This window comes from Spirosoma jeollabukense, from assembly GCF_054777855.1.
This window is the reverse complement of record NZ_BAAHAD010000003.1, coordinates 515,281-536,157: the sequence shown is the minus strand read 5'-3', so window position 1 is coordinate 536,157 and position 20,877 is coordinate 515,281. Positions and strand designations below refer to the sequence as shown.

Annotated in this window: 22 protein-coding genes and 1 riboswitch; of the genes, 4 read left to right on the top strand and 18 right to left on the bottom strand. The window is 46.5% G+C overall.

The window, feature by feature from the left end:
* Positions 1-23: 23 nt before the first annotated feature.
* A riboswitch (cobalamin riboswitch) is annotated at positions 24-249 on the bottom strand.
* 133 nt (positions 250-382) lie between these two features.
* Complete coding sequence (locus ACYVEA_RS16395; protein WP_461114504.1) at positions 383-1,153, top strand: SDR family oxidoreductase; 771 nt, start codon at positions 383-385, stop codon at positions 1,151-1,153.
* Here the strand turns inward: ACYVEA_RS16395 and ACYVEA_RS16390 are convergent.
* Both ACYVEA_RS16390 and prfB read right to left on the bottom strand, forming a co-directional pair.
* Positions 1,150-2,094 (bottom strand): sugar phosphate isomerase/epimerase family protein, encoded by a 945-nt coding sequence (locus ACYVEA_RS16390; RefSeq protein ID WP_461114503.1) that lies wholly within the window; start codon positions 2,092-2,094, stop codon positions 1,150-1,152. The two genes, ACYVEA_RS16395 and ACYVEA_RS16390, sit on opposite strands and share 4 nt — an antisense overlap.
* 170 nt (positions 2,095-2,264) lie before the next feature.
* A protein-coding gene (prfB, locus tag ACYVEA_RS16385; RefSeq protein WP_461114502.1) for a peptide chain release factor 2 occupies positions 2,265-3,342 on the bottom strand; the annotation gives its coding sequence in 2 pieces (ribosomal slippage) (positions 2,265-3,281 and positions 3,283-3,342; 1,077 coding nt in all).
* Positions 3,343-3,568: 226 nt separating this feature from the next.
* On the opposite strand from prfB, the gene lpdA reads away from it, so the two are divergent.
* A complete protein-coding gene (gene lpdA, locus ACYVEA_RS16380; protein WP_461114501.1) occupies positions 3,569-4,969 on the top strand; it encodes a dihydrolipoyl dehydrogenase in 1,401 nt (466 codons plus the stop codon).
* Positions 4,970-5,057: 88 nt separating this feature from the next.
* Here the strand turns inward: lpdA and ACYVEA_RS16375 are convergent, their stop codons facing one another.
* A complete protein-coding gene (locus tag ACYVEA_RS16375; protein WP_461114500.1) occupies positions 5,058-5,798 on the bottom strand; it encodes a glycosyltransferase family 2 protein in 741 nt (246 codons plus the stop codon).
* A 143-nt stretch (positions 5,799-5,941) separates the two neighbouring features.
* On the opposite strand from ACYVEA_RS16375, the gene ACYVEA_RS16370 reads away from it, so the two are divergent.
* Both ACYVEA_RS16370 and ACYVEA_RS16365 read left to right on the top strand, forming a co-directional pair.
* Positions 5,942-6,997: a TerC/Alx family metal homeostasis membrane protein gene (locus ACYVEA_RS16370; protein ID WP_461114499.1), complete on the top strand. Its 1,056-nt coding sequence runs from the start codon at positions 5,942-5,944 to the stop codon at positions 6,995-6,997.
* Between the two features lie 103 nt (positions 6,998-7,100).
* Complete coding sequence (locus ACYVEA_RS16365; protein ID WP_461114498.1) at positions 7,101-11,102, top strand: AAA domain-containing protein; 4,002 nt, start codon at positions 7,101-7,103, stop codon at positions 11,100-11,102.
* A gap of 18 nt (positions 11,103-11,120) precedes the next feature.
* Here the strand turns inward: ACYVEA_RS16365 and carA are convergent, their stop codons facing one another.
* From carA to rplF, 15 genes are all read right to left on the bottom strand, one after another.
* Positions 11,121-12,224 carry a glutamine-hydrolyzing carbamoyl-phosphate synthase small subunit gene (carA, locus tag ACYVEA_RS16360; protein WP_461114497.1) on the bottom strand — a complete coding sequence of 368 codons (1,104 nt, stop codon included), beginning with the start codon at positions 12,222-12,224 and terminating at the stop codon, positions 11,121-11,123.
* Between the two features lie 87 nt (positions 12,225-12,311).
* A complete protein-coding gene (gene rplQ / locus ACYVEA_RS16355) occupies positions 12,312-13,091 on the bottom strand; it encodes a 50S ribosomal protein L17 (RefSeq protein ID WP_461114496.1) in 780 nt (259 codons plus the stop codon).
* A 90-nt stretch (positions 13,092-13,181) separates the two neighbouring features.
* Positions 13,182-14,171: a DNA-directed RNA polymerase subunit alpha gene (locus ACYVEA_RS16350; protein ID WP_046577854.1), complete on the bottom strand. Its 990-nt coding sequence runs from the start codon at positions 14,169-14,171 to the stop codon at positions 13,182-13,184.
* Between the two features lie 187 nt (positions 14,172-14,358).
* Positions 14,359-14,964 (bottom strand): 30S ribosomal protein S4, encoded by a 606-nt coding sequence (rpsD, locus tag ACYVEA_RS16345; RefSeq protein ID WP_093827726.1) that lies wholly within the window; start codon positions 14,962-14,964, stop codon positions 14,359-14,361.
* A 79-nt stretch (positions 14,965-15,043) separates the two neighbouring features.
* A complete protein-coding gene (gene rpsK, locus ACYVEA_RS16340) occupies positions 15,044-15,439 on the bottom strand; it encodes a 30S ribosomal protein S11 (RefSeq protein ID WP_461114495.1) in 396 nt (131 codons plus the stop codon).
* A gap of 106 nt (positions 15,440-15,545) precedes the next feature.
* Entirely contained in the window at positions 15,546-15,923 is a 378-nt protein-coding gene (gene rpsM / locus ACYVEA_RS16335; RefSeq protein ID WP_093827730.1) for a 30S ribosomal protein S13, read from the bottom strand.
* A gap of 2 nt (positions 15,924-15,925) precedes the next feature.
* Entirely contained in the window at positions 15,926-16,042 is a 117-nt protein-coding gene (gene ykgO, locus ACYVEA_RS16330) for a type B 50S ribosomal protein L36 (RefSeq protein WP_018618719.1), read from the bottom strand.
* Between the two features lie 96 nt (positions 16,043-16,138).
* Complete coding sequence (gene infA, locus ACYVEA_RS16325) at positions 16,139-16,357, bottom strand: translation initiation factor IF-1 (protein ID WP_009284801.1); 219 nt, start codon at positions 16,355-16,357, stop codon at positions 16,139-16,141.
* Positions 16,358-16,364: 7 nt separating this feature from the next.
* Positions 16,365-17,204, bottom strand: coding sequence for a type I methionyl aminopeptidase (map, locus tag ACYVEA_RS16320; protein WP_461114494.1), 840 nt, complete (start codon positions 17,202-17,204; stop codon positions 16,365-16,367).
* A 5-nt stretch (positions 17,205-17,209) separates the two neighbouring features.
* Positions 17,210-18,529 carry a preprotein translocase subunit SecY gene (gene secY / locus ACYVEA_RS16315; protein ID WP_461114493.1) on the bottom strand — a complete coding sequence of 440 codons (1,320 nt, stop codon included), beginning with the start codon at positions 18,527-18,529 and terminating at the stop codon, positions 17,210-17,212.
* 30 nt (positions 18,530-18,559) lie between these two features.
* The gene (gene rplO / locus ACYVEA_RS16310) at positions 18,560-19,036 is read right to left on the bottom strand and encodes a 50S ribosomal protein L15 (protein WP_461114492.1); all 477 of its coding nucleotides are present in this window, start codon (positions 19,034-19,036) and stop codon (positions 18,560-18,562) included.
* A gap of 93 nt (positions 19,037-19,129) precedes the next feature.
* Complete coding sequence (gene rpmD / locus ACYVEA_RS16305) at positions 19,130-19,309, bottom strand: 50S ribosomal protein L30 (protein ID WP_046577840.1); 180 nt, start codon at positions 19,307-19,309, stop codon at positions 19,130-19,132.
* Between the two features lie 21 nt (positions 19,310-19,330).
* A complete protein-coding gene (gene rpsE, locus ACYVEA_RS16300) occupies positions 19,331-19,849 on the bottom strand; it encodes a 30S ribosomal protein S5 (protein ID WP_093827736.1) in 519 nt (172 codons plus the stop codon).
* 3 nt (positions 19,850-19,852) lie between these two features.
* Entirely contained in the window at positions 19,853-20,206 is a 354-nt protein-coding gene (gene rplR, locus ACYVEA_RS16295; RefSeq protein ID WP_093827738.1) for a 50S ribosomal protein L18, read from the bottom strand.
* Between the two features lie 104 nt (positions 20,207-20,310).
* Positions 20,311-20,868, bottom strand: coding sequence for a 50S ribosomal protein L6 (gene rplF, locus ACYVEA_RS16290; RefSeq protein WP_461114491.1), 558 nt, complete (start codon positions 20,866-20,868; stop codon positions 20,311-20,313).
* Positions 20,869-20,877: the final 9 nt, after the last annotated feature.

Sequence of the window (20,877 nt, the reverse complement as noted above, 5' to 3'; positions counted from 1 at the left end):
GACGCATTTCCTCCGAATGCGTTACTAACTGACAGTTATCGGCAGGTCTCCTGGCTTGTCTCATCGGCTCCGGCCTTCCCACGCTAGACTTAGCGCAGTGGCAATGTAGATTGACCCGATTTTGGTGAGAGACGTACAGTTGCGGGGACAGCTTTGTCATTTCGCCACATCTGTGGTTCGACAACTTCCCTTTTAAGCCACGAAAGCTGCTATGAAACAGTATCAGGCACCGAAAACTCAGGACAAAGGTAGATGAATTCGTGGAGTATTGTCACGTGTTCAGTCAAGAGTATTGATGGAAACCTATGCAACGACGACTATGGTATGATTGCTATTACTATTTTTAGCCTACGCTACGTTTATAGTCATTACCAAAAACTCCATGAATCAATCACTCTGGTCGCTGAGCGGCCAATATGCCCTTGTAACAGGTGGCACAAAAGGCATCGGCGAAGCCATCGTTCGTCAATTTCTCGATCTCGGGGCGGCCGTTTTCATTGTGGCCCGCGATGATGAACGTTTGCAGCAACAATTAACCACGTATCAACAGCAGGGTCATACGGTAGCAGGCCTTGCTGCCGACATCAGCCAACCGGACGTAGCCAATCAGGTTATTGAGGTTGTAAAAGCAACTTGGGGCAGACTGGACATTTTGGTCAACAACGCCGGAACCAACATCCGAAAGCCCACCGTCGATTACAGCTCAGCCGAGTATGAGCACATTTTGAATACGAATCTTCGCTCGGCCTATGAACTGAGTCAGAGAGCCCACCCTCTTTTGAAAGCGTCGGGTAACGGGAAGATTGTTTTTGTTTCGTCGGTATCCGGGCTAGCGCATACTAGCAGTGGTTCGCTTTATGGCATGACCAAAGCCGCGATGCTGCAACTCACGCGTAATCTGGCCGTTGAATGGGCGTCGGATGGCATCCGGGTAAATGCCGTAGCGCCCTGGTACATCAATACACCGCTAGCCACGCCCGTGCTAACGAATCCCGAAAAATTAGCGGGTATCCTGAAACGAACCCCCATGAATCGCATCGGCGAAGCTGATGAAGTGGCCTCTGTCGTGTCTTTTTTGAGTATGCCGGCATCGGGCTACGTCACTGGCCAAACGATTTCTGTGGATGGTGGTTTGATGGCCTGGGCGTTTTAAAGGCCGGCCACCATCTCTTTCATCTTCGTCATGGCCGTTTTCGTGACGGTCATCGCATCCTGCGCATAGTAATTTTTGTTGAATACTTCCAGCGACAGCACAATAGGCTGATCAGTACGTTTGATGAGTTTCAACGTATCGCGAATGGGGGCAACTCCATCACCGGGAAACACCCGGTCGGCATCGGTTATTTTTTCGCGGGTAAAATCGGCGGTGTAATCGTTGACGTGAAATACTTCAATAGCCGGTTTACCCACCAATGGCAAACTAACCGAACCTGAACCGCCTTTGTAGAGATGATAAATATCCAGCAACACCCGAGCCGACGGGTGGCCGCTTTCGATAGCAACAAACATAACTTCTCCCAGGCGACTCAAATTGGGAGAAAAGCCCCATAATTCTAATTGAGGTACAACGCCCGTTTTGTCGCCCAACTCCAGAATAGCCCGGTAGCGTTCGGCAGCTTTATACAAATCGATTTTAGGGCTACCAGGGGTTTGAGCACCTATAGGCGGGGTAGCTACGCGCTTACAACCTACCTCGGCCAGCATCCCCATCTCACCCTTAAGTTGCTCAAGTCCCTTAGTGCGAGCAGCCTCATCGTCTATAATCCAGGGCGCGAAACCTATAGCATTTTCAACCTTTATGCCATTATCCGCCAAAATTTTACGGGCATCTGCCGTAGTAGCTCCGGTTTTCAGATACGTCTGCAATGTCTCAACCCAGATTTCAACCGACCGAAACCCTGCTTTAGAAGCGGCTTCTAACTCCTTTACGAATCCGAGTTTTTGCCCCCGGATTGTGCTCATGTTCAGGCAAAGCGTAAAGGGTGACTGAGCACTTGGCGCAGGCATAGCGTTCAGTGAATTTGGAGAAAGTGCTGCACCAACTGAGGCAGTCAGGGCAGCCAACGTCTGACGACGAGTTATGGATTGAGACATAAACGATAAAAAATTCAGGCGACTATCTAGATTTACACACCTCTGGTAAATCAGAAAATCGCCTAAACCTACTTGCTGTCTTTGGGAAAAGTTGATTGAGCTAATCATCCATAAATAGCTCAATCAACTCTTCTTAATCACGCTAAAGATAGCGTTGATCGTTTAGTCTGTTATTCCTGCTCCAGCAAAAATGCTTTGATGAAGGGATCAATGTCGCCGTCCAGTACGGCTTCTGTATTAGATGTCTGGTAACCGGTGCGATGGTCTTTCACACGCCGGTCATCCAACACATAGGAACGAATTTGCGAGCCCCACTCGATTTTCTGCTTACTAGCTTCCACTTCGGCACGGGCTGCATTACGTTTCTGGACTTCAATCTCATATAATTTAGATTTCAGCAGGCGTATGGCGACTTCTTTGTTTTGTAACTGACTACGTTCCTGCTGACACTCAATAATGAGGCCCGATGGTTTGTGTTTCAACCGTACCGCTGTCTCCACTTTGTTTACGTTTTGACCACCGGCCCCACCCGACCGAAATGTATCCCAGTCAATATCGGCGGGATTCACTTCAATTTCAATGGTATCATCGACCAACGGATACGCATACACCGACGCGAAGGATGTATGCCGACGAGCGTTGGAATCAAACGGGGAGATACGTACCAATCGGTGAACACCATTCTCAGATTTCAGGAATCCATAGGCTAATGGTCCGTCTACTTCAATCGTTGCCGATTTAATACCAGCGGTATCACCATCCTGATAGTCAACCTGTTTCAGCCCGTAACCGTGCTTTTCGGCCCAGCGCATGTACATGCGGTAGAGCATATCGGCCCAGTCCTGGCTTTCGGTACCACCTGCTCCGGCGTTAATTTCGAGAACCGCACTAAGCTGATCCTCTTCATTACCGAGCATTTTTTTGAGTTCGAGATCTTCGAGCGTGGCCGTAACTTTGCGACCTTCCTGGTCTACTTCGTCTTCAGACACGTCGCCCGCTTCGTAAAATTCGAACAGCGTTTCGAGATCACCAAACTGACTATTTAGTTTTTCATAGCCGGTAGTCCAGCCTTTCAGGGTGCGAACCTGCTTCATTACCCCCTCCGCACGGGTGGCATCGGTCCAGAATTCTGGCTGGAAGGTTTGCTGTTCGAGTTCAGCTAATTGTTCTTTCTTATTATCGTAGTCAAAGATACCCCCTTAGGGCCTCTACTCTGGCTCTCAAGTCGGTCAACTGGTCGGTTGTCATGAACTTGTCGTACTTGTTAATGTATAGGTATACTGCCCAAACACCGTAAATGGCTTTAGGAAGTACAAAGATAGAACAAAAGAAGGCGGCTTTCCGGTTTCCGGCACGTAGCTAACCGCTTGCGCCTGCAAGATGGAAGCCCCGGTATCAACTTTTCAGCCTACCTTTGCGTTCTCTTTTTAGGAAGATTCAAGATTATTCATTTTACTAATTCATTCATTAACTAATGGCTTCACAGTACGATGTAATCGTTGTGGGTAGCGGGCCGGGCGGCTATGTAGCTGCTATCCGGGCGTCGCAATTGGGTCTGAAAACGGCCGTCATTGAGCGCGAAAGCCTCGGCGGCATTTGTCTGAACTGGGGTTGTATTCCAACCAAAGCCCTGTTGAAATCAGCGCAGGTTTTTGAATATATCAAGCACTCTGCCGACTATGGTATCACCGTTTCGGGTGAGTCGAAAGCCGATTTTCCGGGTGTTATCAAACGGAGCCGTGGCGTTGCCGATAGCATGAGCAAAGGCGTTCAATTTCTGATGAAAAAGAACAAGATTGATGTTATTAACGGTTTTGGCAAAGTGAAAGCAGGCAAAAAGGTCGAAGTGACTGCTGCCGATGGCAACGTCACGGAGTATGAAGCCAAACACATCATTATTGCGACCGGTGGCCGCGCACGCGCTTTACCAAGTGTACCTATTGATGGTACCAAAGTGATCGAGTACCGTAAGGCGATGTCGCTCGAAAAGCGACCCGATTCAATGCTCATTATTGGCTCTGGTGCCATTGGCGTCGAATTCGCGTACGTTTATTCCAGCATGGGTACGAAAGTCACCATCATCGAATTCCTGCCGAACGTAGTGCCCGTTGAAGATGAGGACATCTCGAAAGAGCTGGCTAAACAATACAAAAAGCTCGGTATTGATATATATACCAAGTCTGAAGTCACAAAGGTTGATACCAGCGGCAGTGGCTGCAAAGTGTTTGTGAAGACGCCAGACGGTGAAAAAACCTTTGATGTCGACGTAGTACTATCAGCCGCTGGTGTTGTTGCTAACATCGAAAACATCGGTTTAGAAGAGTTGGGTATCGCCGTTGACCGGGGCAAAATTGTAACGGATGATTACTACCGGACAAACGTTGAAGGCTATTACGCCATTGGTGACGTAACAAAAGGACAGGCCCTGGCACACGTAGCATCGGCCGAAGCGATCATCTGTGTAGAGAAGATTGCCGGTGTGGCCCACGTTGAGCCACTGAACTATAATAACATTCCGGGTTGTACGTATTGCACACCCGAAATCGCGTCGGTTGGATACACGGAAAAAGCAGCCCGTGAAGCTGGTTATGAGCTTAAAGTAGGCAAATTCCCATTCTCGGCATCGGGTAAAGCCAAAGCTGCCGGTACGCCGGAAGGTTTCGTAAAGGTCATTTTTGATGCCAAATACGGCGAGTTCTTAGGCGCTCACTTCATCGGTAATAACGTAACCGAAATGATCGCCGAAGTCGTGACCGCCCGCCGATTGGAAACAACCGGTGAGGAAATTCTTAAGGCTGTTCACCCACACCCAACCATGTCGGAAGCCATCAAAGATGCAACCGAAGCGGCTTACGGTGAAGCAATTCACTTGTAATTTTCGCTCGATACACGAATAAATTAATGGCCGCCAGTCTGGAACATAGCGTTTTGGGCTGGCGGTTATTTTTATCCTGCTGTCGATACTACTTCAGGATTTTCCAGTGCATCAACCCAATTTTTGTAAAGAAATAGAGGAACGAGGTCCGCAGAACACCAAGGCCGTAAATCGAACTACGCTTGAAGTTAATGGACGACGCTTCGTCGAAATATTTGGTAGGGCAGGTAACCTCGCCAATTTCGTAGCCCTTATAAAAAATCTGGGCGATCATTTCATTATCGAAAATGAAATCGTCGGAGTTGTGCGTGAAGTCCAGACTACGTAGCACTTCGCCCGAGAACGCCCGGTAACCCGTGTGGTATTCAGACAGTTTCTGATTCATCAGTACATTCTGTGTGAACGTTAGAAACCGGTTGGCAATGTACTTATACATCGGCATTCCCCCTTTCAAAGCGCCTTTCCCCAAAATCCGGGAAGCGAACACCACCGGGTATAACCCATTCCCAATAATTGTAATGATGGCCGGCAACAGCAATGGTGTGTACTGATAATCTGGGTGGAGCATGACTACAATATCGCCCCCGAGTTCAAGGGCTTTGGCGTAGCAGGTTTTCTGATTACCGCCGTAACCTTTATTTCTATCATGGCGAATCACATGTCGGATACCCAATTGGCGGGCTACCTCAACGGTGTTATCGGGGCTGGCGTCGTCTACAAGTATGACTTCGTCTACTAAATCGAACGGAATTTCACGATACGTACGCTCCAGCGTTAGTGCTGCCCGGTAGGCTGGCATCACTACAATCACTTTTTTGTTATTAAACATGGGGCAAAATTAAGAGGTCGATGCCACTATGCCAATAAAATTGACAACTGAAACCGATTCCTTCGCCATATTGGGCGTAGATTTGTTGTTTAACTTACCATATAATCCAATTTGAGGCTTAATTGCCTGTCCACTTATTAGTTATGTTATCCAGCGAAACTATATTTTTTCTTGCTTTTGCCGCTTTCGTTCTTTTAATTATGACTATTGATCTTGGCGTTTTCTCCAAGCAAAAAAGTCACGTTGTTCATTTTAAAGAAGCTGCCATCTGGAGTGCGATTTGGGTTGCGTTGTCAATTGCCTTTTATTTTTTTCTGCAACGATACGGTTATCTCATCCATGGTATCAATACATTTGCCCGACTCAAGGAGGTACGAGATCTTTACGCCGACCACGTTGAGCTTATTCCGGGCAATTTTGCCGCTAGCTTAGATCGCTTCGAGGCCAATATGGCCCTGGAATACATCACCGGTTATTTAGTCGAATACTCGCTTTCTGCTGACAATATTTTTGTTTTCATCTTGATATTCAGTTCGTTCGGCGTTCAGGAACGGTATTATAAAAAGATTCTGGTTTACGGAATTCTGGGCGCTATCATCCTGCGATTTATCTTCATTTTTCTGGGATCGGCTTTGATTCAGCGGTTTGAATGGATCATGTATTTGTTCGGGGCCTTTCTTGTCTACACAGGCATACAGTTGTTTTTCCAGAAGGAAGACGACGAAAAAATCGAACCAGCCAAGCATCCTGTCATTCGTTTTGCCAGCAAGTATTTGAATGTTTATCATCGTAATGTAACCGATAATTTTTTCATCCGTCGGAAATCAGATCATAAGCTGTTTGTAACGCCCTTATTTCTGATTGTCATTGTTGTAGCCTTCACGGATCTGGTTTTTGCGGTTGACTCCATCCCGGCCATTTTTTCGATTACGAAAGACCCCTATATCGTCTTTTTCTCGAACGTATTCGCCATTATGGGCTTGCGTTCTATGTTCTTCTTTCTGTCGAGCATCATGAGCCAGTTCCGTTTCCTAAAAGTAGGCCTGGCCGTGTTGTTAACGTTTATTGGCGCAAAAATGCTGGCTGAACATTGGTTGCAGGACATCGGCTTCAAACCCGTTTACTCACTCTACATTATTGTTGGTATTCTAAGCGTGAGCGTTCTGGCCTCATGGTTGATCCCTGAAAAGAAGGAATAGCGTTGCCAGATCGGCAGGATTTGGACGACTAAAATGAATTATGAGGTTGAGACGTTGATTCGTTAGTAAATCCTGCCGGATTGCCGGTACAATTCAGACCATTGTGAAAATCCCGCTTCAGACTGTTCTTAAAACCTTTCGCCGACGATTAACTAACCTTAGCAGCCGCAACCGCTCCTTGTTGCTGACGAGCCTGCCCGCCGGACAGTTTCTGGATCTTCATGAAACGGATTTTCTGCTTAACAAGCCCTCATTCACTATAATTGCTGATTTAATTGCCCGAAAACCATCGGTTGCTTTATGCGAAGTCCTTGATCCGCGCCAGGAACGTAGCAATGAAGTCAGTCGTAAACTTCGGAAAATTGACCGCACGGCCCGCTTCATTGAGGAAGAGCGCGGAACAGAAGACTTATATGTAGGCTGGCCGTTTGTAAAAGGGAAATTCCTGGATGATACGACTGTTCATGGGCCATTACTTTTTTTCCCGGTTAAGATCGAGCAACAGGGGAAATTCTGGAAATTGGTCCGTCGGGGCGATGAGCTGGCCTTTCTGAATCCAACGCTGGCCCTGGCTTATGGGCAGTTCAATCAGGTCAAGCTACCCGACGATCTTATTGAGAAAACAATGGACGATCTCGACCGAGATTCGCTGGTTTTCCGTACGCAACTCTACGAGTGGCTCAAAAGCAGCCCGCTGGAAATCAACTTTAATCAGGATTTATTTGTCGATAAACTCCAGTTTTTCACCAGGCAAACAACAAAAGATCTCAGTCAACTGGAACGCACTGGTGAGCTAAAACTCTATCCAGAAGCTGTATTGGGCATTTTTCCGCAAGCCGGATCCTTTCTGGTGCCAGATTATGATGCGCTGATTGCGAAGGGTGAGGGGCAAGGGGCAGAGGGTGAGAGGCCGGAGGTAGAAACTGATCTGTCTGATGATACCCTTCTGAACCTTTACCCGTTGCCCCCTGCCCTTCGCCCTTTGCCCGAAAAAAATATTCACACGCCCTTGCTGATGGATGCCTCACAGGAACTGGCGTTGCGAGCGGTGAAAGCGGGTCAATCACTGGTTGTGCAGGGGCCTCCCGGAACGGGCAAATCTCAACTCATTGCTAACCTGATGGCCGACGCAGCCGCATCGGGGAAGCGGGTATTGCTCGTGTGTCAAAAACGGGCAGCACTTGATGTTGTACAGGAGCGACTTGAGCAGGTCGGTATGGGACCATTTATGGCTTTAATTCACGATTTTCAGGATGACCGACGTGCGTTGTATGATCAGATCGCCAGCCAGATAGACCAGGTAGATGCTTATCGACAACAGAATAATAGCCTAAACGCCGTATTACTCGAACGCGACTTTGAGATAGAAAGTAAACGTATTGATGAGACAGTTACAGTTTTGCAATCGTTCAAGGATGCGCTGTTCGATACGAGTGAATGTGGTCTGTCAGCCAAAGAATTGTATTTGATCAGTGAGCCAGGCAAACCGACAATTCCACTCGAAGATATTTATGCACAGTTCCCGTTGAACAATGTGGATAACTTCGTCCGGCGTATAAGCGACTACGTAGCATATCAGCATCGTTTGGGATCAGATCATCCATGGAATGATCGAATCAGCTTTGCGCCATTCGTTACTACCGATTTAACGAAAGCTATCCAGATAATCAATGGGTTAATACAGCTGCGTAATGATGCAAATGGCCAAACGGCGGCTTTCCTAGGGGGCCAGCCACTCGCGCTGGCTGAATTAGTAGACTGGCAGGCACACGATTGGGAATTGACCGCTTTATTAAATCTCCTGACTGTTGACGATACTGATACGTTATGGAAAGTTATAATGATGTTTCGTAACAATCCCGACCATCCAGCTTTCAAAACAGAGGAGACTCAACTGGAGAAACTAGCTCAGACATGGGATGATGCCCTGGTACCACCTGGCCCAGAACTGTCGTTGCAATCTATCGAATTATCCCCTTTTCGTGAATTACTGGCCGATGCGCTGGCTGCCCGACCTTCCTGGGTAACCTGGAATTGGTGGCAGTTAACGAAATCGGGCAAAGCTCAATTGCAGGATGTTGCAACAGCTAACGGATTGGTTCTATCAGAGCACGATTTGCAAACGTTGACAGTGAAAGTGGCCAAGCGTATTCAACTGGAAGGTGTTCAGCAGCAAAGTGCTACGTTGCTTAGTGATTTATCGCTTCCTAACTCACCTGACAGTGTTCGACTTGTGCAACAGGCACAGCATATTACCGAGCGTTTGAATACGCTTCAACTAGTATGTCAACTGCCAGAATCCTGCTGGCAAACGTCAAAGAAATTTCTGGAGGTTGTAACGAATTTATTACGTGTTGCCGCAGCAGTTGAGAAACAACGAATAGACGCTCAAACCTACCTTACGACGGACCAAATTGGTCAACTCTGGAAGGACGATGTTTATACTGATAATCTACGCCGTACACTGAGCAGTGACTTCGATCTGTTGGTTGAAGCGGACAGGATACAGGAAAACTTTTCTGAGTTTGAACGAACAGTCATAGCTCGATTGGGCAATCATGAGCCACTACGTTGGGTAGAAACGTTTCAGGAGAGTATACACCGGGCCTGGCTTGACCACATTGAAACGAAATATCCCGAACTCCGCAGCGTATCATCGCTTAGAATGAGTCAATGGGAACAGACGTTGCAGGAAAGTGTACAGCGAAAACAAGTGCTGAGTCGCGATATTCTGCTGGTTAAATTACGCGAACAGACGTATCGGAATCTAGTTCTCAATCGGTTGAGCAACGTAGTAACATACCGTGATCTACTGCATCAGACCAGCAAGAAACGAAACGTGTGGCCAGTTCGTAAACTGATGGAGTCATTTGCCGATGAAGTGTTCAAACTGGTACCGTGTTGGCTGGCCTCACCCGAATCGGTATCGGCCATGTTCCCATTACGTGAGGGTCTGTTCGATCTAGTTATTTTCGATGAAGCATCGCAATGCTTTGCGGAGAATGGTATTCCAGCTATGGTGCGGGGTAAACAGGTGGTTATTACCGGCGATAATCAGCAACTTAGGCCTAGTGATCTTTACCGAATCCGCATAGATGAGAATGAACTAGCGGAGGAAACCCCGATCGCTCTGGAAGTCGAATCGCTCCTTGAATTAGCGGCTCAGGAATTGCCACAAGTTTCGCTAAATGAACATTATCGAAGTCGATCGCTGGATTTGATTACTTTCTCCAACGAGCATTTCTACCAAAATAAACTATTGCTTTTGCCTCACTTTGAGGTTGTTAATCAGCAGGAACCAGCGATCCGCTATCTGAATGTAAAGGGAACCTGGCTGCGAAATACAAATCTTGCCGAAGCGGAAGCCATTGTGCATCTTATTGATCAATTGCCAACTGAACTGCCTGGTCGCTCTGTGGGCATCGTCACGTTCAACTATCCGCAGCAGCAACTAATTCAGGACATGCTGGAAGATCGTTTCGCATCAGAATCTGTTTCTGATGAAAATAAATCGGAACTTCCATCTGGTTTATTCGTCAAAAATATTGAAAACGTGCAGGGCGACGAGCGTGATATTATTATTTTCTCCATTGGTTACGCACCTGATGAACGCGGAAAACTGTCCATGCAATTCGGGAGCTTGAACGCACGTGGTGGTGAAAATCGTTTGAACGTAGCTGTCACCCGAGCACGGGAGCGAGTGTATGTTGTTACAAGCCTATGGCCCGATCAGCTCACTATTGCTGATACAGCTAACGAAGGTCCGAAGTTATTAAAAGCCTATTTAGCGTATGCGCTTAACGTAGCCCAGCAACAGTTCCGACCGGCTCAGCGCTTTCAACAGATTATTCCATTCGGCACTTTATTGAAGAATAAACTATCGGATCAACATCCCGATTGGCAACCCGAACTGCCTTTCGCCGACTTGACGATCAAGATCGACAATACGTATAAATCGCTTGTTCTGACCGATGATGATGCCTATTATCAGCAAACGCTTAAACAAACTCATGCTTATCTGCCAATAGCTTTACAAGATCGTAAATGGCCGTTTCAGCGTGTTTGGAGTAGGGAGTACTGGCGGGGTACGAGTAAAAAAGCCTGAGTTTCCCCAGGCTTTTCATTATTCGTTCATCATTGCGACAAACTGATCAAACAGGTAGCGAGAGTCGTGTGGTCCAGGCGAAGATTCTGGGTGATATTGTACCGAAAATGCTGGTTTATCTTTCCGACGAATACCCTCAATTGTATTATCATTGAGGTTAATATGCGTCAGCTCAACATTCGGATGATCCATCACCTCGTCGGCTTTTACGGCGAAACCATGATTCTGAGAAGTAACTTCACAATGACCCGTAATTAGGTTTTTGACTGGATGGTTCAACCCACGATGGCCGTTATGCATTTTGTAAGTCGAGATGCCACTAGCCAATGACAGAATCTGGTGGCCCAGACAAATACCAAATAATGGCGTTTCAGTTTCCAATGCCTGCTTAACAGTTTCAACTGCGTAAGGCATCGCTGCCGGATCGCCAGGGCCATTAGCAATAAAAAAGCCATCCGGCTTCCATGCCGCTAGCTCATTATATGGCGTTTTGGCTGGGAAAACTTTACAAAAAACATCCCTTTCATGAAAATTCGTCAGAATGCTACGTTTAACCCCTAGATCCAACACAGCTACCCGCAAGCTGGATTCAGGATTACCCGATTCATAGGCTTCAGGTGTACAAACTTCGGAAGATAGCTCAAGACCATCCATGTCGGGGACTTTCTGTAGTTCAGCCAGCAATATAGCCGGGTCCAGAATTTGTGACGATATAATGCAGTTCATCACACCTTTTGAGCGAATATAACGTACCAGTTGTCTAGTATCTACACCGTGAATCCCAACGATACCAGCCCGTTCAAAATAATCCTGCAATGAACCATCAGCAGTATACCGGGAATGAATATTCGAGAAAAAGTTACATACCATTCCACGAATTTTCACCCCACCTGATTCCTGCTCGGCGTTATTAAGCACACCGTAATTACCAATGTGCGAAGTTGTATTAATAACAATTTGACCATAGTAGGAAGGATCCGTGTAAATCTCCTGATACCCGGTCATGCCTGTATTAAAGCAAATTTCGCCCCCAGCTGTTCCTATTTTACCGAGAGCAAGTCCCCGATAAACGGTTCCATCCTGCAAAACTAGTAGCGCTTCAGGTTGCTGCGTATGTTTCATGTATGCGTTTTGGCTAATAAGACTAAAAAAAAGGGCTAACCATTGCGGTTAACCCATTTCTATATGACGTGTTAGTTAGTCACTTCGTTATTGTTCTTCTTTACCACCCTTTAAACGATCCTGCAGTTCTTTCAGTTCGTCCAATTTGCCGTCACGTGCCATCGCAGCCTGTTCATTCCAGGTAGTCGCGTCATGTACGTTAAAGCGTGAGCCTGCTTCAGCTAAGACTTGTTGAACCGTCTCATCCTGTGCGTCGGCCAATTGTGCAAAGGTAGTAACACCAGCGTTATTCAACAACTCAGCAATTTTAGGCCCGATCCCTTCGATCAGGGTCAGATCATCACCCGCCACTGGCGCAGCTGCAACAACTGCTTCATCAACAGGTGCTTCGGTAGACGTAGCAACTGGAGCAGATGTTGTTTCTGCTGGTTTCGTACCACTTCCCCGACGGCTCCGACGCGTTTTGGTCGTTGTCGCTGCTTTTTCAGCAACAGCCGAAAGAAGCAATTCGTTGAAATCAACAAGCTCGATTAGGCAGGTTTCTGCATTATCACCCAGGCGATTACCCAGTTTAATGATACGTGTATATCCACCAGGACGGCTAGCGATTTTATCGGCTACTGTTCCGAACAGTTCCTTCATCGTCTCTTTGTCATTCAACGACTGGAACACAACGCGACGATTCTGATAGGTGTCATCCTTAGCTCGCGTCAGAATAGGCTCCACAAATTTTCGGAGTTCTTTCGCCTTCGCAAGTGTCGTCTCAATGCGCTTATGCAAGATGAGCGACGAAGCCATGTTCTGTAACATCGCTTCGCGGTGCGAATGTGTCCGGCTTAAGTGATTATCTTTTTTACCGTGTCTCATTTTCTTATTTAGTCGTCAGTCGGTAGTCGTTAGTCGATAATAATTAGCTGGCATACCTGCTAATGACTAACGACTGACGACTAACTACTATTAATCTTCGTCTAGTCTGTACTTAGCGACGTCCATACCGAACGTCAGGTTCTTTTCAGCAACTAATTGCTCTAATTCCGTCAATGACTTCTTACCGAAGTTGCGGAACTTCATCATGTCCGAAATCTCAAGCCGAACAAGATCACCCAGCGTCCGTACATCTGCTGACTTAAGGCAGTTATAAGCCCGGACAGATAGATCAAGATCTGCAAGTGACGTTTTGAGAAGTTTCCGCATGTGTAGAACTTCTTCATCCACTACGTTCTCTTCTTCTGGCTTGGCCGTTTCAAACGTCATTGTCTGATCCGAGAACAGCATGAAGTGCTGAATCAGGATATAAGCTGCACCTTTTAGGGCTTCTTCCGGGTGGATCGAGCCATCCGTTTCAATATCCAGCAATAGCCGTTCATAGTCAGTTTTTTGCTCTACCCGTGTATTTTCAACACTATACTTCACGTTTTTAATCGGTGTGTAGATAGCGTCAATTGGGATGTGACCAAACGGTAACTCATTCGCCCGTGGTTCATCGGCAGGCACATAGCCACGACCTTTCTCCACGAAGATTTCCATCTCCAGATCCCGTGTATCGTCGATATGGCAGATCTCCAGTTCTGGATTCAGTACTTCGAACGAAGGCGAAAACTTGGATATATCACCAGCCTTTAAGACTGACTGTTTTTTAATATTGACGGTGATCTTGTTGTCGACCATGTCATTGATCTTCTTGAAACGAACCATTTTAAGGTTCAGAATGATCTCTGTCACGTCTTCAACAACGCCCTCAATTGAAGAAAATTCGTGCAACACACCGGGGAATTTTACGCTCGTGATGGCGTAACCTTCCAGCGATGACAACAGTATGCGCCGTAACGCGTTACCGATTGTTACACCGTATCCTTTTTCAAGGGGTTTGAATTCAAACACCCCGTGAAAGTCGTCAGCTTTCTCCACTACGACTTTGTCGGGCATTTGGAACGCTAAAATTGACATACGTTTCGTATTTTACAGCAGTTCTCTGCCTTGGCGTGAAGACTGAAATTTTATCTGGTTTTCAGTTTCTTCGATTTTGGTATTCTTCTGGACCCAATGACCAGCCTTCAACCGAAAACCAATCAATCCTGAACCGTAACTATTTATAGAAAAGCCAGCAGAACTCAGGCGAGTTCTGCCAGTACTGTTACTTCGAATACAATTCGACGATGGCTTGCTCGTTGAAGTTTTCCGGGATTTGATCACGCTCAGGATAGCTGATAAACTTACCCGTCAATTGTTGACCGTCCCACTCAACCCAGTTGTACCGTTTAGTATTCCGAGCTGAAAGGCTCGTAGAAACAGCTTCCAGTGATTTAGATTTCTCCCGAACACCGATCAATTGACCAGGCTTCAGTGAATAAGAAGGAATGTTAACGACTTCGCCATCAACAATAATGTGTTTATGCGAAACCAACTGACGGGCGGCCCGACGAGAAGAAGCAATACCTAAACGATAAACAGTGTTATCGAGCCGAGCTTCACATAGCTTCAACAGGTTTTCACCTGTGATGCCCTCCCGAACCTGAGCCCGGTGGAACAGTGCCCGGAACTGGCGCTCCAGAATACCATACGTATATTTTACTTTCTGCTTTTCAAGCAACTGAAGCGCATATTCGGATTGTTTCCGTTTGCGACCCCGACCGTGCATACCCGGTCCGTAATTTTTCTTCTGTAACGCTTTGCTCGGCCCCATGATGGGTTCGCCGAACTTGCGCGAAATTTTGGCTTTTGGCCCAGTGTAACGTGCCATTCTTCAATGAATGAATAATTGTGAAACATTGGACAGACACAACTAAATGTCGCCTGCCCCTATTCATGCCATCCGTAAGTTATACGCGACGACGCTTTGGCGGCCGACACCCATTGTGCGGCAGCGGGGTAATATCACGAATCGTTGTTACTTCGATACCCGAGTTTTGAATGGTACGGATTGCGGATTCACGACCTGATCCTGGACCTTTCACAAACACTTCTGCTTTGCGCATGCCCAGATCGTGAGCAACGGCAGCACAGTTAGAAGCGGCAGTCTGCGCAGCATATGGGGTATTTTTCTTTGAACCACGGAAGCCCATTTTACCCGCCGATGCCCAAGAGATAACTTGGCCGTTCATATTGGTAATCGAAATGATGATGTTGTTGAACGTAGCCCGGATGTGTACCTGACCAATGGGTTCAACGACTACCACCCGCTTTTTCGCTTTGTCTTTGCGTTTTGCTTGAGCCATTGTTTTTAGGTAATCGTCAATGTGTTACCGGTTATCATTACTTGTCCCAAGAAGCTCAGCCTCAAAGAACCACAAATGCTCCGTATAACGATGAGCGACCGATTAATTATTTCGTTACTTTCTTTTTGTTAGCAACTGTCTTACGCTTACCTTTTCGGGTACGTGAGTTGTTTTTGGTATGCTGTCCACGAACCGGAAGTCCCTTACGGTGACGCAAGCCACGGTAGCAACCGATATCCATCAAGCGTTTGATGCTTAATTGAACTTCCGAACGCAGCTGACCTTCAACCTTGTACTCGTTTGAGATAGCGTTACGTACGGCACTCGCTTCATCGTCCGTCCATTCATTGGCTTTCTTGTCAACACTGATACCAGCGTCGGTCAAGATTTTCTTAGCCCGGCTACGTCCAATGCCGTAGATGTATGTCAGCGCGATTTCGCCACGCTTCTTGTCTGGAATATCAACACCTGCAATACGTGCCATGCTTAGCCTTGTCTTTGTTTGTAACGGGGATTCTTTTTGTTGATCACGTACAGCTTCCCTTTCCGCCGGATCACTTTGCAATCTTCACTGCGTTTCTTGATTGACGCTTTAACTTTCATGGTAAAAGTTTCAGTTTACAGCCCTCAATCTCCAGTTTATGTATATCAGATAATCCTTGTCTGGTTACTGAAAGGCATACCCTGAAAACCAAAAGCTTACTTGTATCGGTACACAATTCGCGCCTTACTCAAATCATAAGGCGACATTTCCAATTTTACGCGATCTCCTGGCAGGATCTTAATGTAATTCATCCGCATTTTGCCAGAGATGTGGGCAATTACCTCATGTTTGTTGGCCAATTCGACCCGGAACATCGCATTCGATAATGCCTCCAAAATCACACCGTCTTGTTCTATAGAATTCTGCTTTGCCATGTTCGCTTTAAACCGCCATCAGATCTTGTGTTTCAACCATTAGGCTTGTGTTCGCGGTTACTGCTTCAATGTATTCAAAGGTTGTCAGAATCTCAGCTTTTCCTTTGCGCACAGCTACTGTGTGTTCAAAGTGAGCCGATGGCTTACGGTCAACAGTACGAATTGTCCAGCCGTCCCTTTCTTGCACAACACCCTTCTTGCCGAAGTTAATCATTGGCTCAATTGCCAGAATCATGCCTTCCTGCAATTTCGGACCTTGACCTCGTTTGCCATAGTTTGGTACTTCAGGGGCTTCGTGCAGGTTTTGGCCAACGCCATGACCTACTAACTCTCTAACAACCGAATACCCAAACTTCTCTGTATACGTCTGAATAGCATACCCAATATCGCCTACTCGATTTCCTTCAATGGCCTTTTCCAGACCGATATAAAGTGATTCTTTAGTTCGGGATAACAATCGACGAACGGCCGGACTTACTTCCCCAATTGGATATGTATAAGCACTATCACTGTGATAGCCATTCAACTTAACACCACAATCAATCGAGATGATGTCACCGTCACGGAGTTCATAGCGGCTAGGAAATCCATGCACTACTACGTCGTTGACTGAAATACAGAGTGAAGCCGGAAACTTGTTATAACCTAAGAACGATGGAGAGCCTCCGTTATCCTTAATAAACGTTTCTGCAACCCGATCAAGTTCCTTTGTTGTTACACCAGGTCGAATAAGCTTAGCCACTTCAGCATGAGCCTTTCCAAGTACCTGTGCACTGATCTTAATCAGAGCGATTTCTTCATCGCTTCTGATAAAAATCATTTTATCTTTTTTATCGGAACTAGACATCTCTGTTATGCGGCTACTGTCTCTGCACTCGTGCGACCCTGTACTCGACCTGATTTCATCAGACCTTCGTAGCGACGCATCAGTAAGTAACTCTCCACCTGCTGCAGCGTATCAAGCACAACACCAACCATAATCAGAAGCGAAGTACCTCCAAAAAATTGGGCAAAGCCACTTGTCATACCTAATAGATTAGCAATAGCGGGTAAAATCGCCACAATCGCCAGCATAATAGCGCCAGGAAGTGTAATTCTATCTAACACTGTACCAATATACTCAGATGTCTGAAAACCTGGTTTTACCCCGGGAATGAAACCGCCACTACGTTTCATATCATCAGCAATCTGAACCGGGTTGACGGAGATCGCCGTGTAAAAGAACGTAAAGACAATAATCAAAAGCGAGAACAACAAATTGTATTGCCAGGTTGTATAGCTCTGAAACGCGTTCTGCACACTAGCCGCAAAATCGCTTTTTTCTGCAAATAAACCTGCAACGTAAGTTGGAATAAACATCAATGCCTGAGCGAATATGATTGGCATTACACCAGCCGCATTCAATTTAAGTGGCAAATACTGACGCTGTCCACCAACAACTTTATTTCCAATAACCTGTTTGGCATATTGAATTGGAATACGACGAACAGCCTGCGTTAAAACAACCGCACCCATAATCACGAAAAACAGACCTACTAGTTCTAATACAAAAACCAGTACCTGAGATGTTCCGCGTGATAAGGCTTCTCCATATATAGCCCCTGGAAGACGTGACACGATCCCAATCATAATGATCATTGAGATACCATTACCTATTCCTTTATCTGTAATCCGTTCGCCCAGCCACATGCAGAAAATGGTACCAGCCGTGAGAATAAAGAGCGACGAAATTGTGAATAAGCCCCGATCTATTAGTAGTGCCTCAGCCGGAATCGTCGTGCGTACATACGTAATAGCCTGAACGGCGGTTACACCAATTGTTAGCACCCGCGTAATCTGGTTTAGCCGTTTACGCCCCGATTCACCTTCCTTCTGCATTTTCTGGAAGTAGGGTAAAGCCAGTGTAAGCAATTGGATGGCAATCGACGCCGAAATGTATGGCATGATGCCTAGCGCAAAAATTGACGCCTTGCTAAAAGCACCTCCTAAAAAGGTATCTAACAAGCCAAGCAATCCCTGAGGATTGAGATTCAATTTTTGTGGATCAACGCCTGGTAGCACAATAGCCGAACCAAGACGAAACGCCGTAATAAACAACAGCGTGTTGAGGATTCGACTCCGCAACTCGTCAATTGCAAAAATATTCTTAAACGTGGTGATGAGTCGGTTCATAAAATAGGTCGGCTACTGCCGTGCTCACAACTAATTCGCTGCTTCCTCTGTCACTTGTTTAGCAGGCACGATTGCCTTACCGCCCGCTTTTTCGATCGCTTCTTTCGCGCTTGTCGAGAAAGCATGGGCATGAATTTCAACGGCGGCTGTTAGTTCACCCCGGCTTAATACTTTGACTAAGTCTTTCTTGCTAACCAGGCCATGCTGAAGCAGAAATTCCATATCTACGATTGTAGCCTTAGTTTCATCGACTAACGCCTGAATAGAATCCAGATTCAGAGGTTTGTATTCGACGCGGTTGATATTCTTAAAGCCGAACTTAGGTACACGACGTTGCAATGGCATCTGACCACCTTCGAAGTGTGTTTTACGACTATAACCTGAACGCGATTGCGCTCCTTTGTGACCACGCGTAGACGTACCGCCCATGCCTGATCCCTGTCCGCGTCCGACTCGCTTGCGCTCTCTGACGGAACCTTTTGCCGGTCTAAGGTTGCTTAAATTCATTGATATATATTTAAAAAGATGATTCTTTTGGCTTTTAACATCACCCTTACACGAAGCCAGAGCAGTCTGAAAACCAAAAGAATCGCAAAGATACTAAATTTCTTCAACCTTCACTAGGTGCTGCACCTTATTGATTGCACCTTTCAGCGCGTCGTTGTATTCCAGCTCGACGCTTCGATTGATTTTGCCTAAGCCTAAAGACTTAATCGCGTTCTTTTGCGATAACGGCCGTTTGATGGTGCTGCTGACCTGCGTAATACGTACTCGTGCCATGTCGTCTGTTGCTCCTATTGATTAACCGTTGAAAACTTTAGCCAGACTGATCTGACGCTGAAAAGCCACCTGGTGAGGCAAACGCATTTTCAATAACGCATCAAGCGTTGCTTTTACTACGTTGTGTGGGTTCGACGAACCTTTCGATTTCGCTAGGATGTCGTGTATACCAGCCGACTCAAGAACGGCCCGCATAGCACCACCTGCGATCACGCCAGTACCTGGAGCAGCCGGTTTCAGCAGGACAAAGCCACCACTGAATTTACCTTCCATTTCGTGAGGGACAGTACGTTTCAAAAGTGGAACCTGCACAAGGTTCTTCTTCGCGTCTTCTACTCCTTTGGCGATCGCATCCGTTACTTCATTGGCTTTGCCTAATCCGTAACCAACGACACCGTTACCATCGCCGACGACGACAATCGCCGAGAAACTGAATCGGCGACCACCTTTTACCACCTTCGCTACGCGATTGATGGCTACAACCTTTTCTTTCAGGTCGGCTTCGTTGAATTTTGTCGGTCTTGCTGAATTGATGTTCATTGCTTAGAACTTAAGGCCACCCTCTCGGGCTGCATCGGCCAGTGCTTTTACTTTACCGTGATATAAGTAGCCGTTACGGTCGAACACAGCTGCGCTGATATTCTGTGCAACTGCCTTTTCAGCCAATCGCAGACCAACTTTCTTCGCCGTTTCGACGGTGTTGCCTTCGGCTTCGCTTTTCAACTCAACTGACGAAGCGGCAGCCAGTGTGCGGCCAGCAATGTCGTCAATTAGTTGCGCGTAGATCGCTGTGTTAGAGCGAAAAACCGAGAGACGGGGGCGCTCAGCCGTACCAGAGACTTTTGCCCGGATACCAAACTTGATACGCTGTCTTCTTTCTTGTTTATTCTTTGCCATGTTATTTGATTCCGACCAAATAGGCGTTTAAAATGTATTTGGTTTTCACTCTCGATTCACGATTGTATAGAATAAACACAAACCGAAAACTGAAAACCAGCGTATTATTTCTTGGACGAAGATTTACCAGCTTTCCGGCGAACTTGCTCACCAATAAAACGGATACCTTTGCCTTTGTAAGGCTCAACTTTACGTAATGACCGGATTTTAGCGGCTACATCACCAAGAAGCTGCTTATCAGACCCTTCCAGGTAAACCTTTGGGTTCTGACCTTTTTCCGTTACGGCAGTTACTTTGATCTCGTTTGGAACAGCTAAGTACACATTGTGTGAATAGCCAAGTTGTAATTCGAGAATGTTGTTAACAACCGATGCTTTATAACCAACCCCGATTACTTCAAGATTTAGTTTGTAGCCTTCACTTACACCCGTTACCATGTTACTAACCAGTGAACGGTATAGGCCATGAAGTGCTTTATGACGTTTCTGTTCCGTAGGGCGCGATACTTGAATCTGACCCTCTTCAATTGCAACCGAAATGTCCGGATCAACCGTTTGAGTCAGGGTGCCTTTAGGCCCTTTTACCGTTACAACGTTTTGCGCGTCAACGGACAACGTTACGTTATTGGGTAGGGCGATGGGTTTCTTACCTATGCGTGACATCGTTCAGTT

What these genes read in the sequence shown, in the direction of transcription:
- ACYVEA_RS16370 (WP_461114499.1), top strand. Translation starts at nt 5,942, where the DNA reads ATGTTATCCAGCGAAACTATATTTTTTCTTGCTTTTGCCGCTTTCGTT.
- rplQ (WP_461114496.1), bottom strand. Translation starts at nt 13,091, where the DNA reads ATGAGACACGGTAAAAAAGATAATCACTTAAGCCGGACACATTCGCAC.
- ykgO (WP_018618719.1), bottom strand. Translation starts at nt 16,042, where the DNA reads ATGAAAGTTAAAGCGTCAATCAAGAAACGCAGTGAAGATTGCAAAGTG.
- ACYVEA_RS16395 (WP_461114504.1), top strand. Translation starts at nt 383, where the DNA reads ATGAATCAATCACTCTGGTCGCTGAGCGGCCAATATGCCCTTGTAACA.
- ACYVEA_RS16375 (WP_461114500.1), bottom strand. Translation starts at nt 5,798, where the DNA reads ATGTTTAATAACAAAAAAGTGATTGTAGTGATGCCAGCCTACCGGGCA.
- rplO (WP_461114492.1), bottom strand. Translation starts at nt 19,036, where the DNA reads ATGAATTTAAGCAACCTTAGACCGGCAAAAGGTTCCGTCAGAGAGCGC.
- rpsD (WP_093827726.1), bottom strand. Translation starts at nt 14,964, where the DNA reads ATGGCACGTTACACTGGGCCAAAAGCCAAAATTTCGCGCAAGTTCGGC.
- rpsK (WP_461114495.1), bottom strand. Translation starts at nt 15,439, where the DNA reads ATGGCTCAAGCAAAACGCAAAGACAAAGCGAAAAAGCGGGTGGTAGTC.
- carA (WP_461114497.1), bottom strand. Translation starts at nt 12,224, where the DNA reads ATGAAACATACGCAGCAACCTGAAGCGCTACTAGTTTTGCAGGATGGA.
- map (WP_461114494.1), bottom strand. Translation starts at nt 17,204, where the DNA reads ATGTCTAGTTCCGATAAAAAAGATAAAATGATTTTTATCAGAAGCGAT.
- rpsM (WP_093827730.1), bottom strand. Translation starts at nt 15,923, where the DNA reads ATGGCACGTATTGCAGGTGTTGATATTCCAGACAAGAAGCGTGGCGAA.
- rpsE (WP_093827736.1), bottom strand. Translation starts at nt 19,849, where the DNA reads ATGAACATCAATTCAGCAAGACCGACAAAATTCAACGAAGCCGACCTG.
- rplR (WP_093827738.1), bottom strand. Translation starts at nt 20,206, where the DNA reads ATGGCAAAGAATAAACAAGAAAGAAGACAGCGTATCAAGTTTGGTATC.
- ACYVEA_RS16350 (WP_046577854.1), bottom strand. Translation starts at nt 14,171, where the DNA reads ATGTCAATTTTAGCGTTCCAAATGCCCGACAAAGTCGTAGTGGAGAAA.
- rplF (WP_461114491.1), bottom strand. Translation starts at nt 20,868, where the DNA reads ATGTCACGCATAGGTAAGAAACCCATCGCCCTACCCAATAACGTAACG.
- secY (WP_461114493.1), bottom strand. Translation starts at nt 18,529, where the DNA reads ATGAACCGACTCATCACCACGTTTAAGAATATTTTTGCAATTGACGAG.
- lpdA (WP_461114501.1), top strand. Translation starts at nt 3,569, where the DNA reads ATGGCTTCACAGTACGATGTAATCGTTGTGGGTAGCGGGCCGGGCGGC.
- rpmD (WP_046577840.1), bottom strand. Translation starts at nt 19,309, where the DNA reads ATGGCACGAGTACGTATTACGCAGGTCAGCAGCACCATCAAACGGCCG.
- ACYVEA_RS16390 (WP_461114503.1), bottom strand. Translation starts at nt 2,094, where the DNA reads ATGTCTCAATCCATAACTCGTCGTCAGACGTTGGCTGCCCTGACTGCC.
- infA (WP_009284801.1), bottom strand. Translation starts at nt 16,357, where the DNA reads ATGGCAAAGCAGAATTCTATAGAACAAGACGGTGTGATTTTGGAGGCA.